Source organism: Enterococcus quebecensis, assembly GCF_001730365.1.
Taxonomy (GTDB): domain Bacteria; phylum Bacillota; class Bacilli; order Lactobacillales; family Enterococcaceae; genus Enterococcus_L; species Enterococcus_L quebecensis.
Genome location: NZ_MIKB01000015.1, coordinates 249,016 through 273,653, shown reverse-complemented (window position 1 = coordinate 273,653; position 24,638 = coordinate 249,016). Strand labels below are relative to the sequence as shown.

20 protein-coding genes are annotated in these 24,638 nt (G+C 35.7%); 17 read left to right on the top strand and 3 right to left on the bottom strand.

The features are described 5' to 3' along the window. Window positions 1-678 (bottom strand): YiiX/YebB-like N1pC/P60 family cysteine hydrolase, encoded by a 678-nt coding sequence (locus BCR23_RS10920; RefSeq protein ID WP_083241948.1) that lies wholly within the window; start codon window positions 676-678, stop codon window positions 1-3. 285 nt (window positions 679-963) lie between these two features. Between BCR23_RS10920 and BCR23_RS10915 the strand changes: the two genes are divergently transcribed. The 8 genes from BCR23_RS10915 to BCR23_RS10880 all read left to right on the top strand — a co-directional run bounded on the left by BCR23_RS10915 (window position 964) and on the right by BCR23_RS10880 (window position 8,024). Further along, entirely contained in the window at window positions 964-1,554 is a 591-nt protein-coding gene (locus tag BCR23_RS10915; RefSeq protein ID WP_069635519.1) for an SGNH/GDSL hydrolase family protein, read from the top strand. 10 nt (window positions 1,555-1,564) lie between these two features. Beyond that, a complete protein-coding gene (locus tag BCR23_RS10910; RefSeq protein ID WP_069635518.1) occupies window positions 1,565-2,170 on the top strand; it encodes a class I SAM-dependent methyltransferase in 606 nt (201 codons plus the stop codon). A 145-nt stretch (window positions 2,171-2,315) separates the two neighbouring features. Next, window positions 2,316-3,275 (top strand): LacI family DNA-binding transcriptional regulator, encoded by a 960-nt coding sequence (locus tag BCR23_RS10905; RefSeq protein WP_069635517.1) that lies wholly within the window; start codon window positions 2,316-2,318, stop codon window positions 3,273-3,275. A 79-nt stretch (window positions 3,276-3,354) separates the two neighbouring features. Beyond that, window positions 3,355-4,236: a ribokinase gene (rbsK, locus tag BCR23_RS10900; RefSeq protein ID WP_069635516.1), complete on the top strand. Its 882-nt coding sequence runs from the start codon at window positions 3,355-3,357 to the stop codon at window positions 4,234-4,236. Further along, a complete protein-coding gene (rbsD, locus tag BCR23_RS10895) occupies window positions 4,233-4,622 on the top strand; it encodes a D-ribose pyranase (RefSeq protein WP_069635515.1) in 390 nt (129 codons plus the stop codon). Before rbsK ends, rbsD begins: the two co-directional genes overlap by 4 nt. 20 nt (window positions 4,623-4,642) lie before the next feature. After that, entirely contained in the window at window positions 4,643-6,124 is a 1,482-nt protein-coding gene (locus BCR23_RS10890) for a sugar ABC transporter ATP-binding protein (protein ID WP_069635514.1), read from the top strand. A gap of 2 nt (window positions 6,125-6,126) precedes the next feature. Further along, complete coding sequence (locus BCR23_RS10885; protein WP_069635513.1) at window positions 6,127-7,071, top strand: ABC transporter permease; 945 nt, start codon at window positions 6,127-6,129, stop codon at window positions 7,069-7,071. Window positions 7,072-7,091: 20 nt separating this feature from the next. After that, window positions 7,092-8,024, top strand: coding sequence for a D-ribose ABC transporter substrate-binding protein (locus tag BCR23_RS10880; RefSeq protein ID WP_069635512.1), 933 nt, complete (start codon window positions 7,092-7,094; stop codon window positions 8,022-8,024). Between the two features lie 96 nt (window positions 8,025-8,120). On the opposite strand, the gene BCR23_RS10875 is transcribed toward BCR23_RS10880, so the two are convergent. Continuing rightward, the gene (locus BCR23_RS10875) at window positions 8,121-9,560 is read right to left on the bottom strand and encodes a helix-turn-helix domain-containing protein (RefSeq protein WP_069635511.1); all 1,440 of its coding nucleotides are present in this window, start codon (window positions 9,558-9,560) and stop codon (window positions 8,121-8,123) included. Between the two features lie 166 nt (window positions 9,561-9,726). Here BCR23_RS10875 and BCR23_RS10870 point away from each other — a divergent pair, with 166 nt between their 5' ends. The 9 genes from BCR23_RS10870 to BCR23_RS10830 all read left to right on the top strand — a co-directional run bounded on the left by BCR23_RS10870 (window position 9,727) and on the right by BCR23_RS10830 (window position 22,425). After that, window positions 9,727-12,822, top strand: a complete 3,096-nt coding sequence (locus tag BCR23_RS10870) for a hypothetical protein (protein WP_069635510.1) — start codon at window positions 9,727-9,729, stop codon at window positions 12,820-12,822. A gap of 100 nt (window positions 12,823-12,922) precedes the next feature. Further along, entirely contained in the window at window positions 12,923-13,552 is a 630-nt protein-coding gene (locus tag BCR23_RS10865; RefSeq protein ID WP_069635509.1) for a WxL domain-containing protein, read from the top strand. 111 nt (window positions 13,553-13,663) lie between these two features. Then, entirely contained in the window at window positions 13,664-14,686 is a 1,023-nt protein-coding gene (locus tag BCR23_RS10860; RefSeq protein ID WP_069635508.1) for a WxLIP family cell surface protein, read from the top strand. Between the two features lie 267 nt (window positions 14,687-14,953). Next, window positions 14,954-15,901, top strand: coding sequence for an ABC transporter permease (locus tag BCR23_RS10855; protein ID WP_069635507.1), 948 nt, complete (start codon window positions 14,954-14,956; stop codon window positions 15,899-15,901). 15 nt (window positions 15,902-15,916) lie between these two features. Then, complete coding sequence (locus tag BCR23_RS10850; RefSeq protein ID WP_069635506.1) at window positions 15,917-16,837, top strand: carbohydrate ABC transporter permease; 921 nt, start codon at window positions 15,917-15,919, stop codon at window positions 16,835-16,837. A 44-nt stretch (window positions 16,838-16,881) separates the two neighbouring features. After that, the gene (locus BCR23_RS10845) at window positions 16,882-18,348 is read left to right on the top strand and encodes an ABC transporter substrate-binding protein (protein WP_069635505.1); all 1,467 of its coding nucleotides are present in this window, start codon (window positions 16,882-16,884) and stop codon (window positions 18,346-18,348) included. Window positions 18,349-18,526: 178 nt separating this feature from the next. Further along, the gene (locus BCR23_RS10840) at window positions 18,527-19,141 is read left to right on the top strand and encodes a YesL family protein (protein WP_069635504.1); all 615 of its coding nucleotides are present in this window, start codon (window positions 18,527-18,529) and stop codon (window positions 19,139-19,141) included. Further along, a complete protein-coding gene (locus BCR23_RS10835) occupies window positions 19,113-20,864 on the top strand; it encodes a sensor histidine kinase (RefSeq protein ID WP_240482551.1) in 1,752 nt (583 codons plus the stop codon). Before BCR23_RS10840 ends, BCR23_RS10835 begins: the two co-directional genes overlap by 29 nt. 64 nt (window positions 20,865-20,928) lie before the next feature. Further along, window positions 20,929-22,425, top strand: coding sequence for a response regulator transcription factor (locus BCR23_RS10830; protein ID WP_069635502.1), 1,497 nt, complete (start codon window positions 20,929-20,931; stop codon window positions 22,423-22,425). Between the two features lie 70 nt (window positions 22,426-22,495). Here BCR23_RS10830 and BCR23_RS10825 read toward each other — a convergent pair whose 3' ends face one another. Next, window positions 22,496-24,637: a GH92 family glycosyl hydrolase gene (locus BCR23_RS10825; protein ID WP_069635501.1), complete on the bottom strand. Its 2,142-nt coding sequence runs from the start codon at window positions 24,635-24,637 to the stop codon at window positions 22,496-22,498. Between the last annotated feature and the right edge of the window lies 1 nt (window position 24,638).

Here is a 24,638-nt window from a genome sequence, read left to right as displayed (position 1 = left end):
TCATTTCTTCCTATAAATCAAGATTGTTTTATCTGTTTGATGCAGTTCAAAAGGATGTATAGCAGTAGCATAGCGCCATGTATCTAAATCCACATTTGCTGTATCTTTATAGGCAGCCCAAACTAGTTGAGAGCAGTAGTATGAACTTCTAGTACCTCTGTCCAAAAAGTTTTTATTGTATTTTTTACCGACTTGTTTTTCAGCCCATAATGCAGCTTTTTTGTCTTGAGCAACTGATGTACTTTTTACACCGACTTGCCATATTTGTCCGCCAAAACGAGACGGCCAGTCACCACTTTTAAATTGAACACCGTCATTCGGGTTAGCTTCAACCGTAGTATACCAACGGCTGGCGCCCATGATACCTGCATGTCCGTTATTAAAGTGGGGGCTAGAGGCATACGAATCTGTTATACAAATGACGCCGTCACGCCATGACCAAGAACCGGCTCTAGCACGTCCTAATGCCTTAGGATCTATTTCAATTGGAGCGTTATTTGCTTCATTTTTCATTTCTTCTTCCCATTTTTCATTATCTGGGAATATTGAGTTTAAATCATCCCAATTGTTAATTTCTTTAGTTGTATCAATTTTAGCATCGTTTATTGCATATGCTGGTGTAGAAGCCAGTATACATGCAGAAACTATGCAAGTCCCAAACAAAATCAAGTTTTTCATCTTATAACCACCTGTGTCATTTTTTTACTAATCGCGAATTAGTTGAATTTGATTATATAACGGAAAGTTTTTGGTGTCAATTTGATTATTACAATTAGTTATTTTCTAATTTCTAATTATTAAAAATATCATTTAACAAGTTTGTAATTTGTGTTTTGTTTAATTTAGTAGAGCTATTGTGTCCTATCATTCGACAATTCTTAAAAGAATTCTTTGCTTCGTAAAAAGTCGCTATTTAATGGTATGATAAATAAAGAAAATCCATAGTTGAAAGGAAAATGTCCGATGAAGAAAATCGTCTTATTTGGTGATAGTATTACTGCAGGATATGGTGAGGAAGCAATCACACCGATTTTACAAAACTTGATTGTTGACGATTTAGCTGCATTAAATCTTGAAGAGGTTACAATCGTAAATGCAGGTATGCCGGGAGATACAACAGAAGATGCAATGAAGCGTCTAGAAAAAGAAGTGCTTGCTGAACATCCTGATATTGTGACGATCTTTTTTGGTGCCAATGATACTAATGTAGATAATCTAGTTCCTTTAGAAAAATATGCCGACAATATTGAAAGAATGATAAATAAAATCGGTAAAGAAAAGGTTATTTTACTAACACCTCCTTACGTTGATTGCGCTAGAAAACCCAATCGGGATGATGATCGTATTCGTGAGTATACGGAACGAGTAAAAGTAATCGGTGAAAGATACGAGCTCCCTGTGATTGATCTATATAAAGTGATGGTTGTTTATCCTGGAACAGATGAATTTTTACAAGGGGATGGATTGCATTTTTCAAAAACTGGATATGACTTATTAGCAGCCTTGATTGTTCGAGAAATAAAAGGTAGACTGATGACAAAAGAAAATAGTTAGGAAGAAGAAAATGGCGAATCATTATTATACAGAAAATCCAGAGCTTGCTCATGATTTAGAGCAATGGTCATTTGAATTAAGAGGAAAGAAATTTCAGTTTTTAACGGATAGTGGTGTGTTTTCACGGAATACGGTAGATTTTGGTTCAAGGGTTTTGATTGATGCCTTTGAATGGGAGACTTTGCCGGAAGGTAGACTACTTGATGTGGGTTGTGGTTATGGTCCAATTGGGCTGACTTTAGCTTCAATCACTGGTAGAACAGTAGAGATGATTGATGTGAATCAACGAGCTGTTACTTTAGCTAAAGAGAATGCTAAGAAAAATCGTGTCGAAAATGTAGATATCCACCCATCTAATATTTATGCGGATGTTCATGAAAACCAATATGCTGCAATCGTCAGCAATCCGCCCATTCGTGCGGGGAAAAAAGTGGTGCATGAAATTTTAAGCGAAGCACATCCTTTACTGGCTATCGGTGGTACATTGACTGTGGTGATCCAAAAGAAACAAGGCGCACCAAGTGCTGAGAAAAGAATGGAAGAAGTCTTTGGTAATGTTGAAATCGTAACAAAAGACAAAGGCTATTATATTTTGAAAAGTATCAAAGAAGCGTAAGTTTGAGCTAGCTAAAAAGTAATGATCAAGTATTCCAGAAGGAGTGTTGACATTGCTTTTTTGCTAGGTCTGAACTATCTTTTTATAGCGCTTTCCTCTAAAATGGATATACAAGAAAAAATGGAGTAAGACAGGAGTGAATGGAGTGGTAACAATCAAGGATGTAGCAAAACACGCAGGGGTATCTGTGGCTAGTGTTTCTAGATATATCAATAAAAATGGCTACGTACGAACGGAAACAGGAAAAAAGATTGCAGAAGCAATTCAAGCACTGGATTATGTACCAAATGAAGTGGCACGGTCATTGTTTCAAAAAAAATCCAAAATCATCGGCGTATTATTACCAGATATCGCCAATCCTTATTTTCCATTATTAGCCAAAGGCATTGAAGAAACGCTGATAAAAAACGGCTATATGATGCTTTTGGCCAATACGTCGGATTCAGAAGAACAATTAAATCAATATATCACAACATTTATTCAAAATAATGTCAGTGGAATTATTACAGCCCTGCCCATTAAGGCTCTTCCAGATGTTTCAGTTGTAGGAATTGATCGGGTCTATGAAGGGGACATCAATAAAGTATTGCCTGATGACTATTTAGGTGGGAAATTGATTGGTGAAGAGATTTTAAAAACCGCCTTTAAAAATATCCTAATCATCACAGGTAGCCTGTCTTTTAATAGCGCAAAGAAACGATTGGAAGGGTTAACGGATGTGTTGGACACTAAGACAACAAACTATGAGATTTATGAAACATCCACCTTCAATGTAAATGAAGTAGATAAAATATCGGATGCATTCTTTGAACAGTATCCATTGGTTGATACAGTGATAGCTTCAAATGATTATTTGGCTTTAAAAATCATGCAAAAAGCACAACAACGAGGGATGAGTATTCCAGAAAATCTACAAATCATTGGCTATGATGGTATTCCCTTTGCAGATATGACCTATCCAAAATTAACAACCATCAAACAACCAGTTTATGAAATTGGTGAGATGGCAGCAGATGTCATGATCCAAATGCTGACAGGAGAAAATACTCGTTCTCTACAAAAAATATTACCCGTTTCTCTACAAAAAGGAGAAAGTTTGCGTTGAAAAGGTTTACATTTTCGGTAAAAAGTGGTAATGTACGCATATAAGTAACCGGTTACACATTGTGAATGGAGATGAAATAATGAAGAAAGCAGCAGTCATAGGCAGTATTTCCACAGATTTCGTTGTGACAACAGAAGTCATTCCAAATCAAGGAGAAACCGTTGTTGGAGAAAGTTTTCAAACATTTTTTGGTGGAAAAGGAGCCAATCAAGCAATTGCTTTAAGTAGATCTGGTATTGATGTTTTCATGTTAGGGGCAGTTGGAGAGGATAGCTTTGGCATTGAGTTGTTGGAAAATTTAAAAACGAATGCGGTTAATACTGAGATGATCCAAGCGGTTGCTAAAAGTGAAAGCGGATCTGCTCATATTCAGATAAATAATGGAGACAATCGAATTGTAATTATTCCAGGTGCAAATAATCTAATTTCGATAGATGTCATTAAGCAATATCAAAAAGAATTACTGACGATGGATCTAATTGTTCTGCAAAATGAAATTCCTATGGAGACTGTTCAGCATATCATTGACTTTTGTTTTGAACACCAGATTAAGACTATTTACAATCCAGCACCAGCCAAAGAGATTGATGAAGAATTTATTGAGAAAGTCACATACATCACACCTAATGAACATGAGACAGCTTTATTATTCAAAGGTGAGTCATTGGAGAAATCTCTTAGAAGATATCCAAATAAATTGATTGTAACGCTAGGTGAACAGGGAGCTATTTTTTACGATGGGGAAAAAGAAGTACTAATTCCAGCACATAAGGTAGCTAAAGTCGTGGATACAACAGGGGCTGGCGATACCTTCAATGGTTACTTTGCCAAAGGAATTTTAGACGGATTATCGTTAGAAAAAAGCTTGGCTTTAGGAAATGCAGCATCGGCTCTGGCCATTCAAGCCAAAGGAGCGCAAGATGGTATCCCAGTATATGAAAAGGTGGCAGAGACATTATGAAAAAAAGAGGGTTATTAAACTCAGAAATCGCAAAAGTTGTAGATGATTTGCGCCACACAGACCGTATCATTATTGGTGATTGTGGTCTGCCTGTACCAGATAATGTGAAGCAAATTGATATTTCTTTAAAGCAAGGGACGCCTTCTTTTTATTCTGTATTGGAAACAATCTTGGAAGAAGTGGCAATTGAAAAAGTAATATTGGCTGAAGAAATTAAGGAAAATAATTCAGAACTCCACGGCAAGATGACCGGTTTATTTTCTACGATTGATTATGTCTCACATGAAGAGTTTAAGACATTGAGTCAAGAGGTAAAAGCAATTATCCGCACAGGAGAAGATACTCCATACGCAAATATTATTTTACAATCAGCAGTGATTTTTTAGAAAGTGAGAGGAGTGTTCTCATGGAAGTGAAAATGACAGGGATCAATAAAAGCTTTGGCACAAATAAAGTCTTGGAAGGCGTTGATTTTGAATTAAAATCAGGAGAAATCCATGCTTTAATGGGTGAAAATGGTGCGGGGAAATCGACGTTGATGAATATTTTGACTGGACTGCACAAAAAAGATGCTGGAAAAATCTATATTGATGGAAAAGAAACGTACTTTAAAAATCCCAAAGAAGCAGAAGAATTTGGGTTAACATTTATTCACCAAGAAATGAATACGTTTTCTGAAATGACGGTATTAGAAAATATGTACCTAAACCGAGAAATAAAAACAACTTTTGGATTACTTGATACGAATAAAATGGCTGAAAAGGCCAAAGCTATTTTCGATGAGTTGCACATTTCCCTTGATTTACATGAACAGGTGGGACGACTTTCTGTTGGGCAACAGCAAATGCTTGAAATTGCTAAATCATTGATGCTTAATGGGCAAGTGCTGATCATGGATGAACCAACGGCTGCTCTTTCAGAAATGGAGATTGCTAATCTGTTTACCATTATTCGAGGTTTGAAAGAAAAAGGGGTAGCCATTGTTTATATTTCACATCGAATGGAGGAGATTTTTGCTTTATGTGATCGAATCACAGTGATGCGAGATGGAGTTTCGGTTAGCTGTTATCAAGTTTCTGATGTGGATGTGAATCAAATTGTTCGTGACATGGTAGGGAGAGACATTGGTGATTTTTATCCAGAAAAAACAACCCCCATCGGCTCTGTAAAGTTTGAGGTGAAAAATCTTACATCAAAACAAGTGTTCAATGATGTTTCATTTTCAGTGAGAGAAGGAGAGATTCTAGGATTCTCAGGATTGATGGGTTCAGGGCGTACGGAGATCATGCGGGCGATTTTTGGTATTGATTCACATGATTCTGGTGAGATTCTTTTAAAAGGTGAAAAGCTAACGATTCGTAAGCCTTCTGATGCCATCAAACAAGGGATTGGCTTTTTAACGGAAGACCGCAAAGAGGAAGGGCTGATTCTTGATTTTAGTTTGGAAGATAATATTGTATTGCCCTCTGTAGATGAGTTTGCCAAACATGGTCTACTGGAAAAGAAAACCATGGATGAATTTGTTGAACTGCTATTAAAACGTTTGACGGTGAAGGCTGAAAGTAAGGAAGTACCTGCCAGCAGTTTATCAGGAGGGAATCAGCAAAAAGTTGTTTTAGCTAAATGGATCGGCATCGGGCCTCAAGTATTAATTTTGGATGAGCCTACAAGAGGCGTCGATGTTGGTGCGAAAAGAGAAATTTATCTATTGATGAACGAACTGGCTGAACGAGGGGTTGCAATTATTATGATCTCCAGTGATTTACCAGAAGTTATGAGCGTCAGTGATCGAGTGATTGTGGTAAGAGAAGGGCAAATTGCAGGAGAAGTAAGCAAAGAAGAGGCAACGCAAGAAAAAATTATGAACCTAGCTACAGGAGGAAACTAATCATGGAAAAGACAACAAAGAAAAAAATTGCTCTTGGCTCATTAGGACCATTACTTGCCTTAATAGCGTTAGTGATTGTGGTGACAGCTTTAAATCCTAGTTTTATTACAGCTAATAATTTATTGAACTTACTGAGACAAGTGTCGATTAATGCATTGATCGCTTTTGGAATGAGTTTTGTCATCTTAACTGGGGGAATTGATCTTTCTGTAGGTTCTACCTTAGCCTTATCGGGTGCTTTAACAGCAGGATTGATTGCCAGTGGACTTTCGCCTATTCTAGCCATGCTTTTTGGAGTAGTATTAGGTGCTTTTCTTGGAATGATCAATGGACTTTTAATTACTAAAGGAAAAATGGCGCCTTTTATTGCTACACTAGCAACCATGACAATCTATCGAGGAGCAACGCTGGTTTATACAGATGGTAATCCAATTACTGGTATCGGAAAAAGTTTTATCTTTCAGTTTATGGGAAAAGGTTATTTATTCGGTGTTCCATTCCCAATCATCGTAATGTTGCTATTTTTCGTACTATTATATATGTTGCTTCATAAAACAGCGTTTGGTAAGAAAACATATGCTGTAGGAGGAAATATCAAAGCGGCAGAAATTGCCGGAGTTAAAACAGATAAAGTTCAAATTATTATTTATACCATTTCAGGATTGATGGCTTCTATTTCAGGTATTATTCTTACCTCACGTTTAAACTCAGCGCAACCGACTGCTGGACAGTCTTACGAAATGGACGCCATTGCAGCAGTTGTTTTAGGCGGTACCAGCTTGTCAGGTGGAAAAGGTCGTTTGGTTGGCACCTTAATCGGGGCATTGATTATTGGGACGATCAACAATGGATTGAATTTATTAGGGGTATCAAGTTTTTATCAACAAATTGTTAAAGGACTTGTGATTATTGTAGCAGTGTTGTTAGACCGTAAACAAAATAAATAGAAACGAAGGAGAGAATCAGTATGAAAAAATTTTTAGTTTCGATGGTGGCAGTAGGTTTGCTTTTAGCAGGGTGTGGTGCAGCAACATTAGGAGACAATGAAACAAAATCAGATACAAAAACAGAAGAGAAAAAAGCAGCAGATTTAAAAGTAGGCGTAAGTATTTCTACATTGAATAATCCTTTCTTTGTTTCTGTAAAAGACGGGATTACAAAATTGGCAGATGAAAATAAGACCAAAACAATCATTTCTGATGCGCAAAATGATGCTTCTAAACAAAGCAATGACATTGATGATTTAATTCAACAAAAAGTGGACGTTATTTTAGTAAATCCCGTTGACTCATCTGCGATCCAACCAGCAGTAGAAGCAGCAAACGAAGCGAATATTCCAGTAATTACTTTAGATAGAAGTTCTGATGGCGGTAAAATTTTAACCTTGGTTGCTTCTGATAACGTTAAAGGTGGCGAAATGGCAGCGAACTTTATTATCGACAAAGTTGGTAAAGGGGCAAAAGTCGTTCAATTAGAAGGGACACCAGGTGCTTCTGCAACTCGTGAACGAGGCAAAGGATTTGAAAATATCGCTAAAAAAGACTTAAATGTTGTTCAAAGCCAGTCTGCTGATTTTGATCGTGCTAAAGGGTTGACTGTAATGGAAAATATCATGCAATCAAATTCTGATATCACTGCAGTCTTTGCTCAAAATGATGAGATGGCTTTAGGAGCAGTTGAAGCTTTGAAATCAGCTGGCAAAAAAGATGTCTTAGTCGTAGGATTTGATGGTAATGAAGATGGATTAAAAGCTGTAAAGGCTGGGACATTAGCCGCAACAGTAGCGCAACAACCTGTTGAAATGGGTAAGTTAGCATTGCAAGCGGCCTATGATCATTTTGAAGGAAAGAAAGTAGAAAGTAAGATTGATTCTCCTTTAGAATTAGTAGAAGCAAAATAATTAGAAGTCGTTGCTTTTGATTCCACAGTGTATCAGAAGTCCAAGAGACCATAATACAACTCTGTAAGTTGTATTATGGTCTCTTTTTTTGCGTGGTTATTCTTTTACAAGCTGTAATAGCTGTGTATAAATTGCTTTCCACGTTCCAGCCTCATTAAAGTTTTCTACCAGTAAAAAGGCAGTATCTTTTCTTTCGATGGGGGCGACGTAGTTAGCAATGATTACGTTAGCGAGTGTATCGTCTGTCGTAAAAACAAAGGTATCTGGGTTGAGAATCTTCATCAATTTTCGTTTTAATGCTAGCTCAGCGACGATGTTTCCACCGAAATCGATATAAATCATGACTTGTTGTTGATGCTCTCCTAAAACGATTAAGTAAAGAGTGTCGATGAGTACTTGCTTACTTTCTTCTTTTTTCGACCAAGGAATTGTTGGCTGAAATTGATCATAAAAATCAATTAACTGTTCATAAAGTAGTGCATCACTCTGAAGACTTTCAGTAGTTAGAGCTTGAGAGTAAAAGATATTTTTAATATCATGACCAAAAAATTGAATGTAACTTAAATGTAGAGTCAAAATATAAAGACTTGCATAATAATTTTTATGAAGACGAGGTAATGACTCCAATGTAAAGGTTTCAAATACAGCATCTAACATCTGTTTAGAAAGAACTGCTAGATCAAAATCAAGCATCCCTTCTAGCGTTTCACCAAAATGAAACATGTCCTCAAATGTATAAATTCTAGGAATAAAGATCCGTAAGAAAAAGAGCAAAAACGGATGATCTAGGTCGTTCTCTTTTTTTGCAAAAATAGTCGTTAGTGGAAATACAGAAGATGACTGGATTTCCGTTAACAAGCGATCTAAATCAGTTGGTGTGTGCTCAAGTACATAGAAAAACGAATTAAAACTATGAAGTTCAGAATAAGTCATTTGTTTTGCATAGGGAACGGTTTTTTTATTAGCAATACTTTTTTTACGTTCCTCTTCTATCGCAGAATAAGGTGAGCGGTAAAAAAATAAAAAACTAAAAACTAAAAAACGAAAGATAAAGATATCAGCAGCTCGTCCTTTAAGAAAAACAGTCTTGTTGGCCACGGTTAATTTCAAGTTAAACTGTTCCAAAAAAGGATTAATCTGACGTATAACATAATAAGTATGTGATTGAGAAAAAAGTAATTCATATGCGATATCAGTGATTGAGCGTTCTTCTTCATGCAAAAAAAGATAAGTCAGTTGAAACATAGCAGAAGAATGCAAGTAATGTTGGATTAATTCATATATTAATAAGGAAGGATGATGATCGTTTGTGTTTTCCTCAATTAAATACTTATTTTCTTTATAGTTAATGGTAATTGGCATTTGATAGATGGCTAAATCTCTATTTAGCTGAAGGATAAAATGATATAGCCGGTTTTTAGATAACGAGACCTGTGTTTGTAAAACGTCAGCTTCAATCATCTGGCTATTTACGATTCTAGTGAATAAATCTAATTTTATTTGTTCGTTCTTTTTAATTAATTGAGTCATTAACATAACAATCCCACCTTTATTTGTTTATTATAAACGGGTTTAAATGTTTTTCATATTAAAAAAACAAAAATAACTAAAAAAAGCTAATACGAGATTATCTTGAAGTTCACCTTGAATTCTTTTATATTTTGTATACAGAAAAATTTTGACAAAAACAAGAGGTGATTAAGTGAGAGTTGTTAAACGATTCAATTTATGGATGCTCGTGATTTTTTTAATCGTCAGTCCCTTATGTCAAAGCACAATGATCGTATTCGCAGAAACATTGAATGAACAGACTACATATTTGAAAATACATAAAAATGAAAAAGAACAAGCAGTTGTCACTTTACCACAAGTTGTTTCAGGACAAGAAGTAACAATCAAGTCTCAGACACCAATTGACGTTACTACTTTGGAAAATAAACAAATGATTCAAAATTTACATAATAATGAAGAAAAACAGACGGTTTCATTTGTTTATCTAGGATCAGAACCTTTCCAATTATATTTTGACGTACGTCAGGTAAAAGAGCAAGAGGTTGTCGTTGAGCAAAACAATCAAAAGGTTACTTACCAATTGCAACTAGACGAAAGTTTTACTGAAACGACCGAAACAACTGTACAAGAAAATGAAACACAAGAAACAAGTCAAGAAACCTCAGTAACTGAAACAGGTGATGAACAAACAACGCAAACAGAAACTGAAACAAGTTTGACGACAGAAACTGAAATCAGCAGTGATGTTGAAACTAGCACAACAAAAGAAAGCACAACGCAAGCTTCCCAAAGAAAAGAAAGTAAAGAAGCAAGATCTGGCGATTTGATGCAAGAAATTATTGCAGATCGAGAGGCTGGTTGGAAAATACAGCTAAATAAACAAACTGTTTTATCAGAACCATTATCCTCAGGAAGCCAAGTTTCTTATGGCTTTGCCAAAGAGGAAGATCTATTCCTTACAAATATTTTCTTAACAGATACGAATGGACAACGCATTGATTATCGAAATGGAAGTAACTCATCCAACAGCAGAGGAATTCGTTTTTATTCGTTTGAAAAAGTAGGAGATTATACACCAGTTGAGAATGTTGCGTTAAATACAGTAGCAGTCAAAGGCAATCAAATTCGAGGATATGGAGAATTTACTCTGGATCACAATCTGGTTTATTCCTATAAAGTTGTTGTGCGTGTGACGCTAAGTTTTGATGATGCAACGGGAGACATTCAAAAGCAAATTGAGATTAAACGTGTAGATAAACCGCTAATAGGTGATCCACAACCGATGAACGTCGGCTTTTCAGAAATTGTTGATACTAAGCTGAACAATAGAGATAGCACGGACGTTGCCTACATCGGAAATGGTCGTGGCCTTTCCATTGAAAATGATCCATATAAAGTTCAGTTTAAAATGGCTAAAGAGAATATGAGTACAACGAATCCCAATAAGTGGGGGTCTGCTAAAGCAACTTTTCTAGATTTAAGTATTGGTATCCATTGGTGGTATCGCTATGCAGAACCTGGTGACTTTTTCAAAAGTCGTTCAATTATTGGCGGTGAAGTTCATGGGCTAGAGGATAGCAATGGTCAGCCCGGTGAAATCGTTGATCATTATTCAGATGCAGCTCTTGCAATGATGTGGAACAAGCAAAAAGTTAAATTGCAAGAAACACGGACAATGTCTTATGCGATTCATTTAGATGAAATAAGTAAACCAGAAATTAAGTTACAGTCTGATATTCCTGCTAGCTTACTTGAAGGTAAAAATTTGGAAAACCTCATTGGTACAGTAGAATCTGACAGAAATAATACCATTGATTTGTTATATGCAATTGATGATAACGAGTATACAAAATTTGAAGAGATCAACAATGCAAATAAAGGCGAAAAACATGAATGGTCAATCGATAAAATCAATCTATCTGCCTATAAAGTAGGCAAACACACGTTGACTTTTATGGCTCAAGATAGCGATGGGAACATATCAGAGAAAATCACTCGTACATTCCGAATTGTTTCAAAAGATACAAAATATGTTTTTGACTCAACAGTCACTAATACAAATGGTCTTCTATCTAAAGTTCATCCTGGTGATCGATTGCATTATGAGATTTATTTAGAAAACAGAGGTAAAAATATTTACTTCCGTTGGGAAAATGAATTTTCGAAGTATTTAACACTAGATGAAAAGTCAGTTCATATCCAAAATAAACGAGACCCTAAACCAAATGTTCAAATCAAAGGTCAGACACTCACCTATGACAGTGCGATGGCTCTTAACGAAGTGATTACCTTTAGCTTTGATGCAATCGTTAAAGATGACAGTTTAGGAGTGAAATTAGCTTCAATCATAAACAAAGCAAGCTTTTATGAAAAAGATAGCTACAATAAGCCGTTAGTAAAAAGTGAAATTAGTTTAGCAAATGAAGGAACCGTCACAAACTTCCCCAAAGCATATATAGACGGTCAATTGTTAAATAAAGAAATCAAAGAAGATGATGAACTGATTTTTGAAGGAAAGATTGGTAACTCGGCGATAGCTAAAGATACTGATTCTGGTGCTTGGAAGCAAGCACAGTACCTGTTTCCAGAAGAAGAAGGATTGGAACTTGAAGAAATTCAGATTCTTGACAAAAATAATCAACCATTACCAGATAGTCAAGTAGAATGTGCCATTATATCAGAAGATGATGGACAACAGACGAAGAAAAATTATCATAGAATGGCAATGGCTCGCTTTAAAAAGGATATTTTACCTCAAGAAGAATACCGTATTCGAGTAAAAGCAAAAGCAGCAAAAGATTCTTCCAAACTAAAGGAACCAATCGTCGTTCAGACATCAGCTTTTGGTACTGACAAAACAGAAGAAGACATTGAAGTAGTAAAAGAAATCAAAATGCCTAAGATTCAACCAAAAGAAATGTTAACCATAGCCGATGTAACTGGTGAGCTGAACTTTGGAGAATGGACATTAAAAAGAGAAGTACAAAAGAAATACGCAGAAGATTTAAGCATAAAGATCCAAGATACACGTGTGGGCAGTAATGAATGGACCTTACAAGTTTCTGGAGAAATTAAAAATGATTCTGGCGATTTATTACCTTTATTCTTTGAGGAAGGTAAACAAAAACAATCTCTTGAAGATGGTATTGTCATTAGCCATAAAGGGATGAAAGAATTAACTTTTGGAGAAAAAAGCGAGCAAAAAATTTACGCTGAACTTTCTCCAACAATGAACAAAGGGCATTACCAAGGAACAATTTCTTGGAATTTGATGGATGTGCCATAGAAAGAAAACATTCATTATACTCGTTTTAAATGGATAGAACCGATAGCGTCTATCTTTAAAATAATCAATTCGTTAAACACAACTTAGGAGGAATTTTATTATGAAAACAAGCAAATTAACAGTAGGAATGATTTTATTAGCAACAGGAAGCATGTTTGCAGTAACAGCGAATGCAGCAGAAGTACCAGCCAAAGAAGCAACAACAAAAGCAGAAGCATCAGTTAAAGGTGGAGATCTTTATTTAACAGGATTTACAAATAACGTGAATTTTAATTTTGACTTGAATGATGCAGTAACAACTGACGAAAATGGAAATACAACAATCAATTCAATTATCAAATCTAAACCGATGGAAAATGAATCAGGAATCATCCAAGGTCAAGTTGTCGATTTATTGGGTTCTAACGAAAAATGGACAGTAAATGTAAAATTATCAGAGTTTGTTAATGCAGAAAATAAAGAACAAAAGCTTGCAAACCCATTAATTGAAGGATCAAAAATTTTAGGTCAAGAAGTACCTACGACAAAAGCACAAGACTTAATCATTATCGATCAAGTAGGCGTGAACATTGTTTCTGATAATGAAACATCTGGATTAGGTGTGAATACAATCGGACTTTCTAATGCGATGATGACATTCGGATACACTAAAAACAAAAAAGTGGTTGCTGGAGATTACACTGGCGAGCTTAGCTGGAACTTAGTTGATGCTGAAACTGGACAAGAGTAATAACTAGCTTGTAATATAGAGTAAGAAAATGGATTTGGGACAGTGAATGCTATTGTTCCAAATCCATTTGTACATAAGAAATTATTTTAAGAGTAGAAGGGAATTATTGAAATGAAAAAATTAATTATGGTATTGGGTCTTATTTTTATGCTTGGTTTTATTGATACTACTGAGGTAAATGCAGAAGAGATGGCTTATTCTGTTCAAGCTGTACTGCCAGATAACCAAAAGACTGATGTTAGTTATTTTCATTTAACAATGAAACCTTCTCAAGAACAAGAACTAAAATTAAAGCTAATTAGTTATTCCGATAAACAGCTAGAAATTGAAGTCATTCCTCGTGACGCATTTACCAACAATAATGGGATGATAGACTATAGTGTCGATAATCCAACCTTGGATCAAACAATGCCTCATTCTTTTACTGACTTAGTTTCAGAAAAACAAGTAGTGACGTTGAAACCAAAAGAAGAGAAGGAAGTTAGTTTTCAATTGAAGATGCCTGAGACATCTTTTGACGGAGAAATTTTGGGTGGTTTTTTTGTTCGTGAATTTAATGGCAATGCTTCATCAGAGTCCGATCAGGATGCCCAACAAACGCAGGAAAGCGCAACTGGTGTTCAATTGGAAAATCGCTTTTCTTATACGATTGGTGTGAAATTAATTGAAACAGATCAAGTTGTCAAACCAGAAGTTCAGCTGGGAGAGGTGAAAGCTGGTCTTGTAAATGGTAGAACGTCATTTTTAGCAACACTTAGAAATGTCAAAGGAACAACGTTAAAGAAGGCAACTGTCGAAGGTAAAATATACAAAAAAGATGAGTTGCTTTATACGACTAAAAAAGACAAACTAGCAATGGCTCCTTATTCAGTATTTGATTTCAATGTTTCTGCAGAGAATGAAGAGTTGATGGCAGGAGATTATACGTTAAAGATAAATGTTACAAGTGGTGAAGAGAAGTGGAATTTCACCAAAGAGTTTAAAGTGGACAAAAAAGCCGCTGACAAGCTTAACAAAGAAGCTGTAGAAATTGTCAAACAACCAACCAATTACTGGCCTTGGGTTGTAGGAGGCATGGGAATTGTCGTAGTTGGATTGCTAGGATACATTGTTTACCAAAAGAAACGTAACTAAAGTAAAACTTAAAAATAGTTAGGCGCAAATATCTTGGATATTTATGCCTGACTATTTTTTTGTTCTAATGTACAAAAATAGTGATGAGACTGTGTTTTGACTAGATCTAAATCTAAGAACTAAGCACTTTTTTAGATTAGATTGTCTAAGTTTATTTTTCTGAACATCTATATTTTCTATACAAATATCTATATTTTGTTTATTTATATTTTCGTTTGTAAGCGCTACAATTCTAATGTAGAGAATTTGAGGAGAGGAGTTGAGTAAATGAAGAGAAAGTCAAAAGGCTCAGTTTTCATTTCCAATGTTTGGCGGTACAAGGCATTGATTTTAATGGCAATCCCAGCGATGGTATGGATGATTTTTTTCTTTTATATTCCAGTATTGACCAACGTTGTGGCATTTAAGGATTTTCATATTTCTCCTGATGGATTTATCGCTAGTTTGAAGGCAAGTCCTTGGGTTGGATTAGAGAATTTCAAGTTTTTATTTTCTTCCAATGATGCGTTTTTGATTACTAAAAATACAGTCTTGTACAATGTGACGTTTATTATTTTGAATCTGATTATTTCTGTATTTTTTGCGATCGTAATGAGTGAGTTGCGGAATAAACGTTTGGTAAAAGTGTATCAAACGATGTCTCTGTTGCCTTACTTTTTATCTTGGGTAATTATTGGGTATTTTGTGTATGCTTTTTTAAGCCCAGACAAAGGGATTTTCAATCAATGGATTACGAGTCGTGGGGGAACACCAATTAATTGGTACAGTGAACCGAAATTTTGGCCGTTTATCCTAGTCTTCATAGGTACATGGAAAGGGATTGGCTATAATAGTATTATTTATTTTGCTTCTGTTATGGGGATTGACCCTACATATTACGAGGCAGCAATGGTGGATGGTGCCAGTAAATGGCAACAAATCAAAAATGTGACGATTCCTCAATTATTACCTTTGATGACGATTTTGACAATTTTGGCTGTGGGGAATATTTTTAGAGCGGATTTTGGTCTGTTTTATAATGTTCCTAGGAATTCGGGGTCCTTATATCAAGTCACCTCTGTTCTGGATACCTATATCTTTAATGGTTTGACAGCTACTGGGGATATTGGTATGACGGCAGCGGCTGGTTTGTATCAATCAACAGTTGGTTTTGTCTTATTGATGATTACCAATGGGATTGTTCGTCGATTTGACAGTGAATCGGCATTATTCTAAGGAGGAGTGAAAACATTGAGGAAAAAGTCAGTTTCAAAAGTAGAAATTCGCTCGTTTAATCGACCAGTCAATTTATTTTTCAACCTGTTGATCGCTGTTTTTGCACTATCCTGTATTTTGCCGTTTTTATTTGTTGTGGCGATTTCATTTACTAATGAGACAGCTTTAGCGGCACACGGGTATAGTTTTTGGCCTAAAGAATTTAGTTTTTTCGGGTACACCTATTTGTTTGATCAGATGCATGAAAAAATCTTTCAAGCATTATTTGTGACCGTTTTGGTTACTGTTCTGGGAACTTTGATCAATAGCACGGCAACGTCATTATATGCTTACGTGATCTCAAGATCTAACTTTCCCTTTCGCCGTTTTTTCACTATATTTTGTTTAATTACTATGTTATTTTCACCTGGGATGGTGGCGAATTATTTAGTGATGACGAATTTACTTCAGTTAAAAGATACGATTTGGGCATTGATTTTGCCAATGGCAGTTAGTCCGTTTAATATTATTGTGATGCGGACATTTTTCAAACGTTCAGTATCTGATTCAATTATCGAGTCAGCTAGGATCGATGGTGCTTCTGAGATGCGTATATTTATTCAAATCGTGTTGCCATTAGCCGTGCCGGGAATCGCAACGATTAGCTTATTTGCAGCATTAGGCTATTGGAATGACTGGTTTAATGCGTTACTTTATATTCAAAAAGACAGTTTAGTACCATTGCAGTATTTGTTGATGAAGATTCAAAATAATATTCAATATCTGACACAAAATGCTGGAGCCAGTAGTCAACTATCTGGCGGTATGGCGGCGATACCTGGTGAGTCAGCCCGTATGGCAATCGTAGTTATTTCCACGTTGCCAATTGCCGTTAGTTATCCATTTTTCCAAAAGTATTTTGTCAAAGGATTAACGATTGGCGGAGTTAAGGAGTAAAATAACAAAACTCATAAAGCTTTTAAAATTAGGGAGGAACAAAGATGAAGACTTGGAAAAAAATAGCCGGTTTAAGTACAGCAGTAGTTCTCTTAGGTGTTTTAACAGCATGTGGTAGTGGAAGTAAAGAACAGACGGATGGTAGTAGTAAAAAAGCGAACGAGAACACGTTATTGATGTATCAAATTGGTGATAAACCAGATAATTATGATGCATTGATGGAAGTTGCTAACAAGAGAATCGAAGAAAAAACAGGAGTTAAATTAAATATCCAATACATCGGTTGGGGAGATTACGAGAAAAAAATGAGCGTCATCGTATCTTCAGGCGAAAATTATGATATTGCCTTTGCAGATAATTATGTGCCGAATGCACAAAAAGGGGCTTTTGCGGATTTAACAGAATTAGCACCGAAATTTGCGAAAGATGCATATGATCAATTGGATGAAGCGTACATCAAAGGAAACTTAGTGGATGGAAAATTATATGCCTTTCCAGTCAACGGTAATGTGTATTCTCAACAAGTGTTGACCTTCAATAAGCAATATTTGGATAAATACAACTTATCGATTGATGATATTAAGTCATATAAAGACGCAGAAAGCGTGCTTAAAACCTTCCACGAAAAAGAACCTAATATTGCAGCGTTTGCGATTGGTCAAGGATTTAAAGCACAAGGGAACTTTGATTTTCCGATTGGCAATAATTATCCATTCGCTATTGATTTAAATGGCGACTCGAAAAAAATCGTCAATCAATATGAAAACAAAGATTTTATGGATGTTTTAAAAACAATGCATAAATGGTATAAAGCTGGCTACATTCCATCGGATGCTGCAACAAGCAATACTGAATTTCCTTTAGAAGGAAATACTTGGTTCATTCGTCAAGAAACACAAGGACCTTACGATTATGGTGATACAATTTTAAGTAATGCTGCTGGTCAAACTTTAGTATCTAAAGCATTTACAACGCCATTGAAATCAACAGCACAAGCTCAAATGGCAAACTTTGTTGTCTCAAATACGTCTAAAAACAAAGAAAAAGCAGTCGAAGTTTTAGGGCAAATCAATAGTGACCCAGAACTGTTAAATGGTTTAGTTTGGGGAATTGAAGGAGAAGCTTGGGAAAAAATCCCTGATAAAAAAGATAAGATCAAATTACTAGATGGATATAAACCAAATACACATTTACCTGCTTGGAACACTGGAAATAACAAAATTTTATACACACAAGATACGATCACGGATGATATGATCAAAGAGCGTGATGAATCAATCGCTAAAGCAGAAACATCACCGATTTTAGGGTTTAACTTTGTCACATCTAATGTAAAAACAGAGCTAAGTAACATCGCAAACGTTATGAGTCAATATCTGGATGGCTTAAATACAGGAACAGTGGATCCAGAGGTGACAGTACCTAAATTGAAAGAAGCTCTTGATAATGCTGGTTACGAGAAAGTCTTGACTGAAATGCAAAAACAATATGATGACTTTTTGAAAAAATAGAACATGAATAATAACCAGAACCAAGTGACTCGATGATTCATCGTTTTTGCTTGGTTCTTTTATAAAAATAAGAATCAAGATTAATTGCGTAGTATATTTTTAGTAGGGAGCTTTTATACTTGGAATATACGCCAGAGTTATTTATTATACTAATAGAGTACTGGAAAGGAAGAGTTAGATGATTGGAAAAGCGTTGGAAACGTTATTTATCAAGATTTGGGTCATTGTAAAATTGAATTTATTCTTTTGGTTGTTTAGTTGTTGCGGATTGATTGTAGCAGGCGTTGGACCAGCCTTGAAAACAGTCAACGATTTATTTGTCAGCCATGAATTTAATTACAAGGACATCACTTTAAAGGAAGGTTGGCATTATTTTAAGCAAAATTTTGTTAGAGGAAATCTACTCTTTTATGGTACGGTATTGTTGTTAGCAGCTTTAGCGTATAATTTATTTTTATCTGTTCAAATTCAAGGACTACTATTTTTGGCGATTGACTTTCTTTTAGTTTTCGCTATGATTTATGGTCTTGTTACATTTCAATATGGGTTATTGTTAGACAGCTATTATGAAATCGGTTTAAAAAACTTGCTGAAGCTGGCTTTTATTTCGACGTTATCTAATTTTATGAATTTATTAAAAATTGCCATTGGAGTCAGTCTGATTTTGTTTATTACTTGGAAATTCAAAGGGTTGATTTTATTTGGAACTTTTTCTATGATGCAAATTTGGAGTTATACTGCAACCAAGGCTTGGCGACAAACAATTGATCAACGATTGGGTCTTCATGCGTAAAAAGTTGCCTTCTTCCTTTAGCAAAAAAACATTGTTGAACCGACTGCTGAAAAATTATGCCTTGATTCTGGTGTCTTTGATTTTGATCGGTATGTTCAGTATCGGTATGAATACTTATTGGCAATCGATGGGAAGAGGGAGAATGACCGCACAAGAAGCAGTCGATATGATTGGTCGATCTATCAGTGATAAAAATTTGCAAGGGAAAACAATGCTAAATGGACTGACGGATAATCAAGAGAAGATCAATAACTTAAATCGTTATATGGATTCTTCCATTCCGGATTATTTGAATTATTCCTACGATCAGCAGCTAGAAACAGGCAATTATTTATTTTTACCTAGTCAGGTGAAAAATTTTTATACCATGTATGACAATATTGAATCAGTCATTATAGTTTTGAATAATTATGATGGTTACTATCTTTCCACAGTTAAAGATAAAGGTGGGGGAAAAAATAATGGTACACCTCATTTAAATAATAAATTTTATTTAGCTTATCCGATTATCAATCCGGTGACCTTAGAAGTTTTAGGAAGTTTTTACGTTGAATTTTCTCAAAAAGATATTATTGATAGTTTGACTCATTTAACTACTTTTGACGGATTGTCCGCATATGTCTTTTCCAATACAGGGTATCAACTATTGACGTATACGGAAAAAAATGACAGCTCAGACCGGCAGTTAATCCAACAAAATATGAAGGAAACGTCTATGTTGCCGATTCAAAAGTTGGCTGAGAAAAATTTGTTGGAGCATTTGAAAACAACGAGTGGTTTTGACATCTTGGTTACGATATCTAAGTCAAAGATTATTACCACTGTTTTTTTTGACTTGCGTATTTTAATGTTAGGCGGATTGGTTTTAATTTTAGTCCTGTTGTATTTGCTGTATCGAACGTTTACGAAGTATTCACATCAGGTTGATATTATTATGGAATCGATGGCATTAGTCACTAAAGGGGAGTTGAATACGCGAATCGATGAAGAGACAACTCAGTTTGAATTAAGAGAGCTGTCAAACGGCATCAATACGATGTTGGACAATATTGAGCGATATATTGCTGATATATACAAGCTGGAAATCAAGCAGCAAGATGCACATATGAGAGCGTTACAGTCTCAAATTAGCCCACATTTTTTATATAACACGTTGGAATATATCCGAATGTATGCATTAAGCGAAGGCAGTGAAGAGCTTGCTGATGTTGTTTACGCATTTTCAACCTTGTTAAGGAATAATACGGATCAAGCTAAAACAACAACGTTAGAAAAAGAATTAAGTTTTTGCGAAAAGTATGTCTATTTGTATCAGATGAGATATCCTGACCGAGTGGCCTATCACTTTGAGATCGATGAGGGATTAAAAGAGCTAATTTTACCGAAATTTTCGATACAACCTTTGATTGAAAATTACTTTGTCCATGGGATTGATTTTTCAAGAAACGACAATGCTATCAGTGTGAAAGCTCAGTTGATTGATGGACAAGTGAATATCTTGATTCGTGATAACGGCAAAGGGATATCAGAACAAAAGTTGATGCTTATCCGAAGAAAGTTGGAGAGTCAACAAATAGAATTACATGATTCGATTGGATTGCAAAATGTAAATGAACGACTTCGTGCGTATTTTGGGCCTACATTTTTGATGACGATCACGCCAAATGAGATAAAGGGAATTACTATTTTACTGTCATTCAATGATTGTAGTTCTTCAAGTTAAATCTGATTTAGACAAAATTAGGCGATAACGAACCCGCTGTGTTGTACAGCAAAGGAGTGAGACAATGACATATAATGTTTTACTAGTCGATGATGAATATATGATTGTTAACGGTTTGAAAAAAATTATACCTTGGGAAGAGGAAGGTTTCTCGATTAAAGGAACGTCGAGGAATGCTAAAGAAGCTTTGACGATAATGGAAACAGAAGCTATTGATTTAGTGATCACGGATATTACAATGCCTGAAATGACTGGTTTAGAGTTTATTGAAGCTGCTCAAAAAGAGGCACGGCAATTTGAATTTATGATTCTGTCTGGCTACCAAGAATTTGATTTTTTAAAAGGAGGGTTACAGCTAGGAGCCATTAATTATTTGATGAAGCCAGTAGATAAATTAGAGCTTCTGAAAAGTGTAAAAAAGGCGAAAAATCGATTGGATAGTCGTAATCAACAAGAGACCAGAGATGGCTTATATAGCGAAATTCTATTGTCTCAATGGGTCAATGGTGAGATTGATATAGATAATTATCAAGAGTTGGATCAATTAGTCAATACCTCAGAGAAAGCCGATTGGACGGTCTTGTTGATTGAAATAGCTCGTGAGCAAAAGCTTAAAGTTGTTAAATGGTTAGAAGAACAGCAACAGTCACTGTTTTTTTCAAGGAATTTAGGAGATAAAAGCCTACTTGTACATATTTTTAAAGGCGGGAAGTATCAGTTGAATCAATTGTTAGCAATTAATCCTTTACAAGGGGATGAAGGCGACAATTGGCTGATTAGTGTAGGTGAGACTGTGAGTGATTGGGAAGATGTTCCAGATAGTTTTGAAAAAGCAAGCCAAACCTTGCAGCGCTATAAGTTTTATGAAGCAAGTGGGGGGAACTTGCTGTATTCCGTTTTTTCAGATGACTTTGATCTTTCTACGGATATTATTAATTTTAATAAAACATTGATGGTCGGTGATTTTACAACAATCGAAACGACGATCGCTGACATCTATACTAAGACACAAAAAATCGGTGCTCGTCCAGAAGATGTCCGTCATATAACGTTTATGCTATTTATGGATATTTATCGTCGGTTTAATCATTTAGATGAAGGGGAGTATCAGCAAGTTTTAGATGATATTAATCATTCATCAAATGTAGATAAACTTCGGGAGATTTTATCCACTACGATTAAACAAATCACTCGTGAAAAGTTGGCGTACGACTATTCGGAAAATGTTCAAAACGTGATTGATAAAATTCGTTGTGAATATGCCAGTGAATTGACACTGAAATGTGTAGCTCAGTCATTGCATTTAAATGTGATGTATTTGGGTCAATTATTTAAGAAGGAAACGAAAAAAAGCTTTTCTCAATACTTGAATCAATATCGTATGAAAAAAGCCCAAAACTTACTGTTATATTCAGATGATAATGTAAGTGAGATCGCTGACAAAATCGGCTTTAACAACAGTACGTATTTTTCTCAGATGTTTAAAAAGATGAATGATCTGACGCCAAAAGAATTTCGGGAAAAGTATAAACATCGCTATCATTCTGTTGGGGAAGAATAGCAGAGAATCGACAGAAAGAACTGAATGGAAAGGCTCAAATCTAAGAGCCTTTCATTCAGTTTTTTTAGGCTTACATACTAAATGGAAGTTGGGTTTGTGAAATCATTCTTGGTCTAGGAACGATTCCTAGAGTAAAGTCGATAGTTCCGCCATGCATCAATTGTTCATGAGTGAAGAATAGTTCTTCATGAATCTTTCCGTTAGAACAAATATGATCCACGAATTGCTGTTGTTCTTTATTGGGACTGGCGGTGATGGTTAATGTTTCACCATTAGATAAATGAATGACCGCTTTATCAAATAAAGGCATTCCAATGACATACTCACCTGAGCCAGGACACACAGGGTAAAAGCCTAATGAACTGAAAATATACCAACCAGCCATACTGCCATTGTCTTCATCGCCTGGGTAGCCAGTAGGACTATCATTAAATTCCTGAACCATCAGTTGCTTTAATAAAGGCTGAGCAAATTCTGGTTTTCCTATATAACTAAATAAATACGGAAAATGAAAACTTGGCTGGTTTGAAATGGCCAATTGACCGAAATCTGTAGCAGCCATTTCACTCATTTCGTGAATTTCAAATCCATAGCCATCAACATTGAATGTGGGTTCTTGATTACAGAGATTAATTAATTTTTCTTGGAATCGTTCATTTCCGCCAAACGCTGTGATTAGTCCCTTAAAGTCATGGTATACCGCAAAACTACTTTGCCACGCACTTCCTTCTGCGTAATCTCCACCCCAGCGATGACTGTTAAAAGTTTTTTTGAATGTCCCGTCTGTTTGTTTCGCCCGCATAAAACCTGTTTTCTCATCAAAAATAGCTAAGTAATTTTTTGCTTGTTTTTTATAATGTTCTCTTACTTCGTCGTCCTTTAGAGAAGAGGCTACTTGGCTAATACAAAAGTCGCTGTAACAGTAATCCAGCGTGTGGTTGACTGACTCATGGTAATCTGCCGGAACATAGCCATAGGTCAAGTAATCCTTCGTTCCTTGACGACCATAATTAGGGTTTTCACTTTGAACGGTAGCGCCTTTAATCATAGCTGACAAAAATTCTGGCATTAAATCAGGACGGATTTTTTTCACTGCAGCATCAGCGATCACGGCATCAATTAAAGTTCCAGGCATTAATCCTCGTTCATCTGGCGATAACCATTTAGGTAAATAGCCGCTTTCTCGATAACTGTTTAAAAAGCCTTCTAGCATCTCTGCATATTTTTCCTGAGCAATCAATGAATATAAAGGATAAACTGTTTTGTAAGTGTCCCAAAAACCATTATTAGTATAAAGAAAACCAGGTTTTACCTTTTTAGCTAAAGTATCATAGTGGATAATTTTATCCTCTGAATCTTTTTCATAGAACGTTTGGGGAAACAGAAGTGTTCGATAAAGATTATGATAAAAGGTTGAGCGACGTTGCTGATTTTTATCTTGAATGTCGATTTTATTCAAATATTGTGCCCATTGTTCCTGAGAACTTTTAAGATAATCTTCAGGCTGCCAATGAGACTCCCGAGATAAGTTCAACTTTGCTTGCTCTAAGCTGATAAAAGAGGTGCCAAATTGGATGACTTGTTCTTTAATATCTCCAAAAGAAAAAGTAATGCAGTCATCTTCTCCCGCTTTTTCTATAGGTTCTTCCCAAAATAATGGCTGTTGAAAATGAAGAGTAAAATAAAAAGAAAAATCGGAATCTTCGCAACCTGCGTAATTTATTATAGAGCCAGAAACAGTATGAGCATCCTCAATAGTAAGTTGATATTTTCCAGGTAATGAAAGTAAAAGTCCTGCGGCTAGCTGTGTGTATGTTGCTGTTAAGACACCGCCATACATACTAGGGATTAAGCGAGTGGTCAACTGGTAGCGTTGCTCCGTAATTTCTAAATAACTAGGTTTAAAAACGCTTTCATCTGGTCGGTAAGAAGACTGCGCATGAAATACAGTCTTCTCTTTTAGAGAGCCGTTAAAAGGTAGCATAACGAAATAGCTAAAATCCCCCATCCAAGGGCTAGGTTGATGAGTTAAGCGAAACCCTTGAAAGACCCGATCACGAGGGTTGAACCACCAACTGCCATTTTCTCCATTGGTTTGTGGGGCAAAATAATTCATGCCCCAAGGGACACCTGTATAAGGTAAACAATTACCATTTGAAAAAGAGTGTTGATTGTCTGTTCCATGCCTAGTATCAATTAATGTTTGTTTCATT

Coding starts and splice junctions, on each gene's coding strand:
- BCR23_RS10920 (WP_083241948.1), bottom strand. CDS start 678: ATGAAAAACTTGATTTTGTTTGGGACTTGCATAGTTTCTGCATGTATA.
- BCR23_RS10915 (WP_069635519.1), top strand. CDS start 964: ATGAAGAAAATCGTCTTATTTGGTGATAGTATTACTGCAGGATATGGT.
- BCR23_RS10910 (WP_069635518.1), top strand. CDS start 1,565: ATGGCGAATCATTATTATACAGAAAATCCAGAGCTTGCTCATGATTTA.
- rbsK (WP_069635516.1), top strand. CDS start 3,355: ATGAAGAAAGCAGCAGTCATAGGCAGTATTTCCACAGATTTCGTTGTG.
- rbsD (WP_069635515.1), top strand. CDS start 4,233: ATGAAAAAAAGAGGGTTATTAAACTCAGAAATCGCAAAAGTTGTAGAT.
- BCR23_RS10890 (WP_069635514.1), top strand. CDS start 4,643: ATGGAAGTGAAAATGACAGGGATCAATAAAAGCTTTGGCACAAATAAA.
- BCR23_RS10885 (WP_069635513.1), top strand. CDS start 6,127: ATGGAAAAGACAACAAAGAAAAAAATTGCTCTTGGCTCATTAGGACCA.
- BCR23_RS10880 (WP_069635512.1), top strand. CDS start 7,092: ATGAAAAAATTTTTAGTTTCGATGGTGGCAGTAGGTTTGCTTTTAGCA.
- BCR23_RS10875 (WP_069635511.1), bottom strand. CDS start 9,560: ATGTTAATGACTCAATTAATTAAAAAGAACGAACAAATAAAATTAGAT.
- BCR23_RS10865 (WP_069635509.1), top strand. CDS start 12,923: ATGAAAACAAGCAAATTAACAGTAGGAATGATTTTATTAGCAACAGGA.
- BCR23_RS10860 (WP_069635508.1), top strand. CDS start 13,664: ATGAAAAAATTAATTATGGTATTGGGTCTTATTTTTATGCTTGGTTTT.
- BCR23_RS10855 (WP_069635507.1), top strand. CDS start 14,954: ATGAAGAGAAAGTCAAAAGGCTCAGTTTTCATTTCCAATGTTTGGCGG.
- BCR23_RS10845 (WP_069635505.1), top strand. CDS start 16,882: ATGAAGACTTGGAAAAAAATAGCCGGTTTAAGTACAGCAGTAGTTCTC.
- BCR23_RS10840 (WP_069635504.1), top strand. CDS start 18,527: ATGATTGGAAAAGCGTTGGAAACGTTATTTATCAAGATTTGGGTCATT.
- BCR23_RS10830 (WP_069635502.1), top strand. CDS start 20,929: ATGACATATAATGTTTTACTAGTCGATGATGAATATATGATTGTTAAC.
- BCR23_RS10825 (WP_069635501.1), bottom strand. CDS start 24,637: ATGAAACAAACATTAATTGATACTAGGCATGGAACAGACAATCAACAC.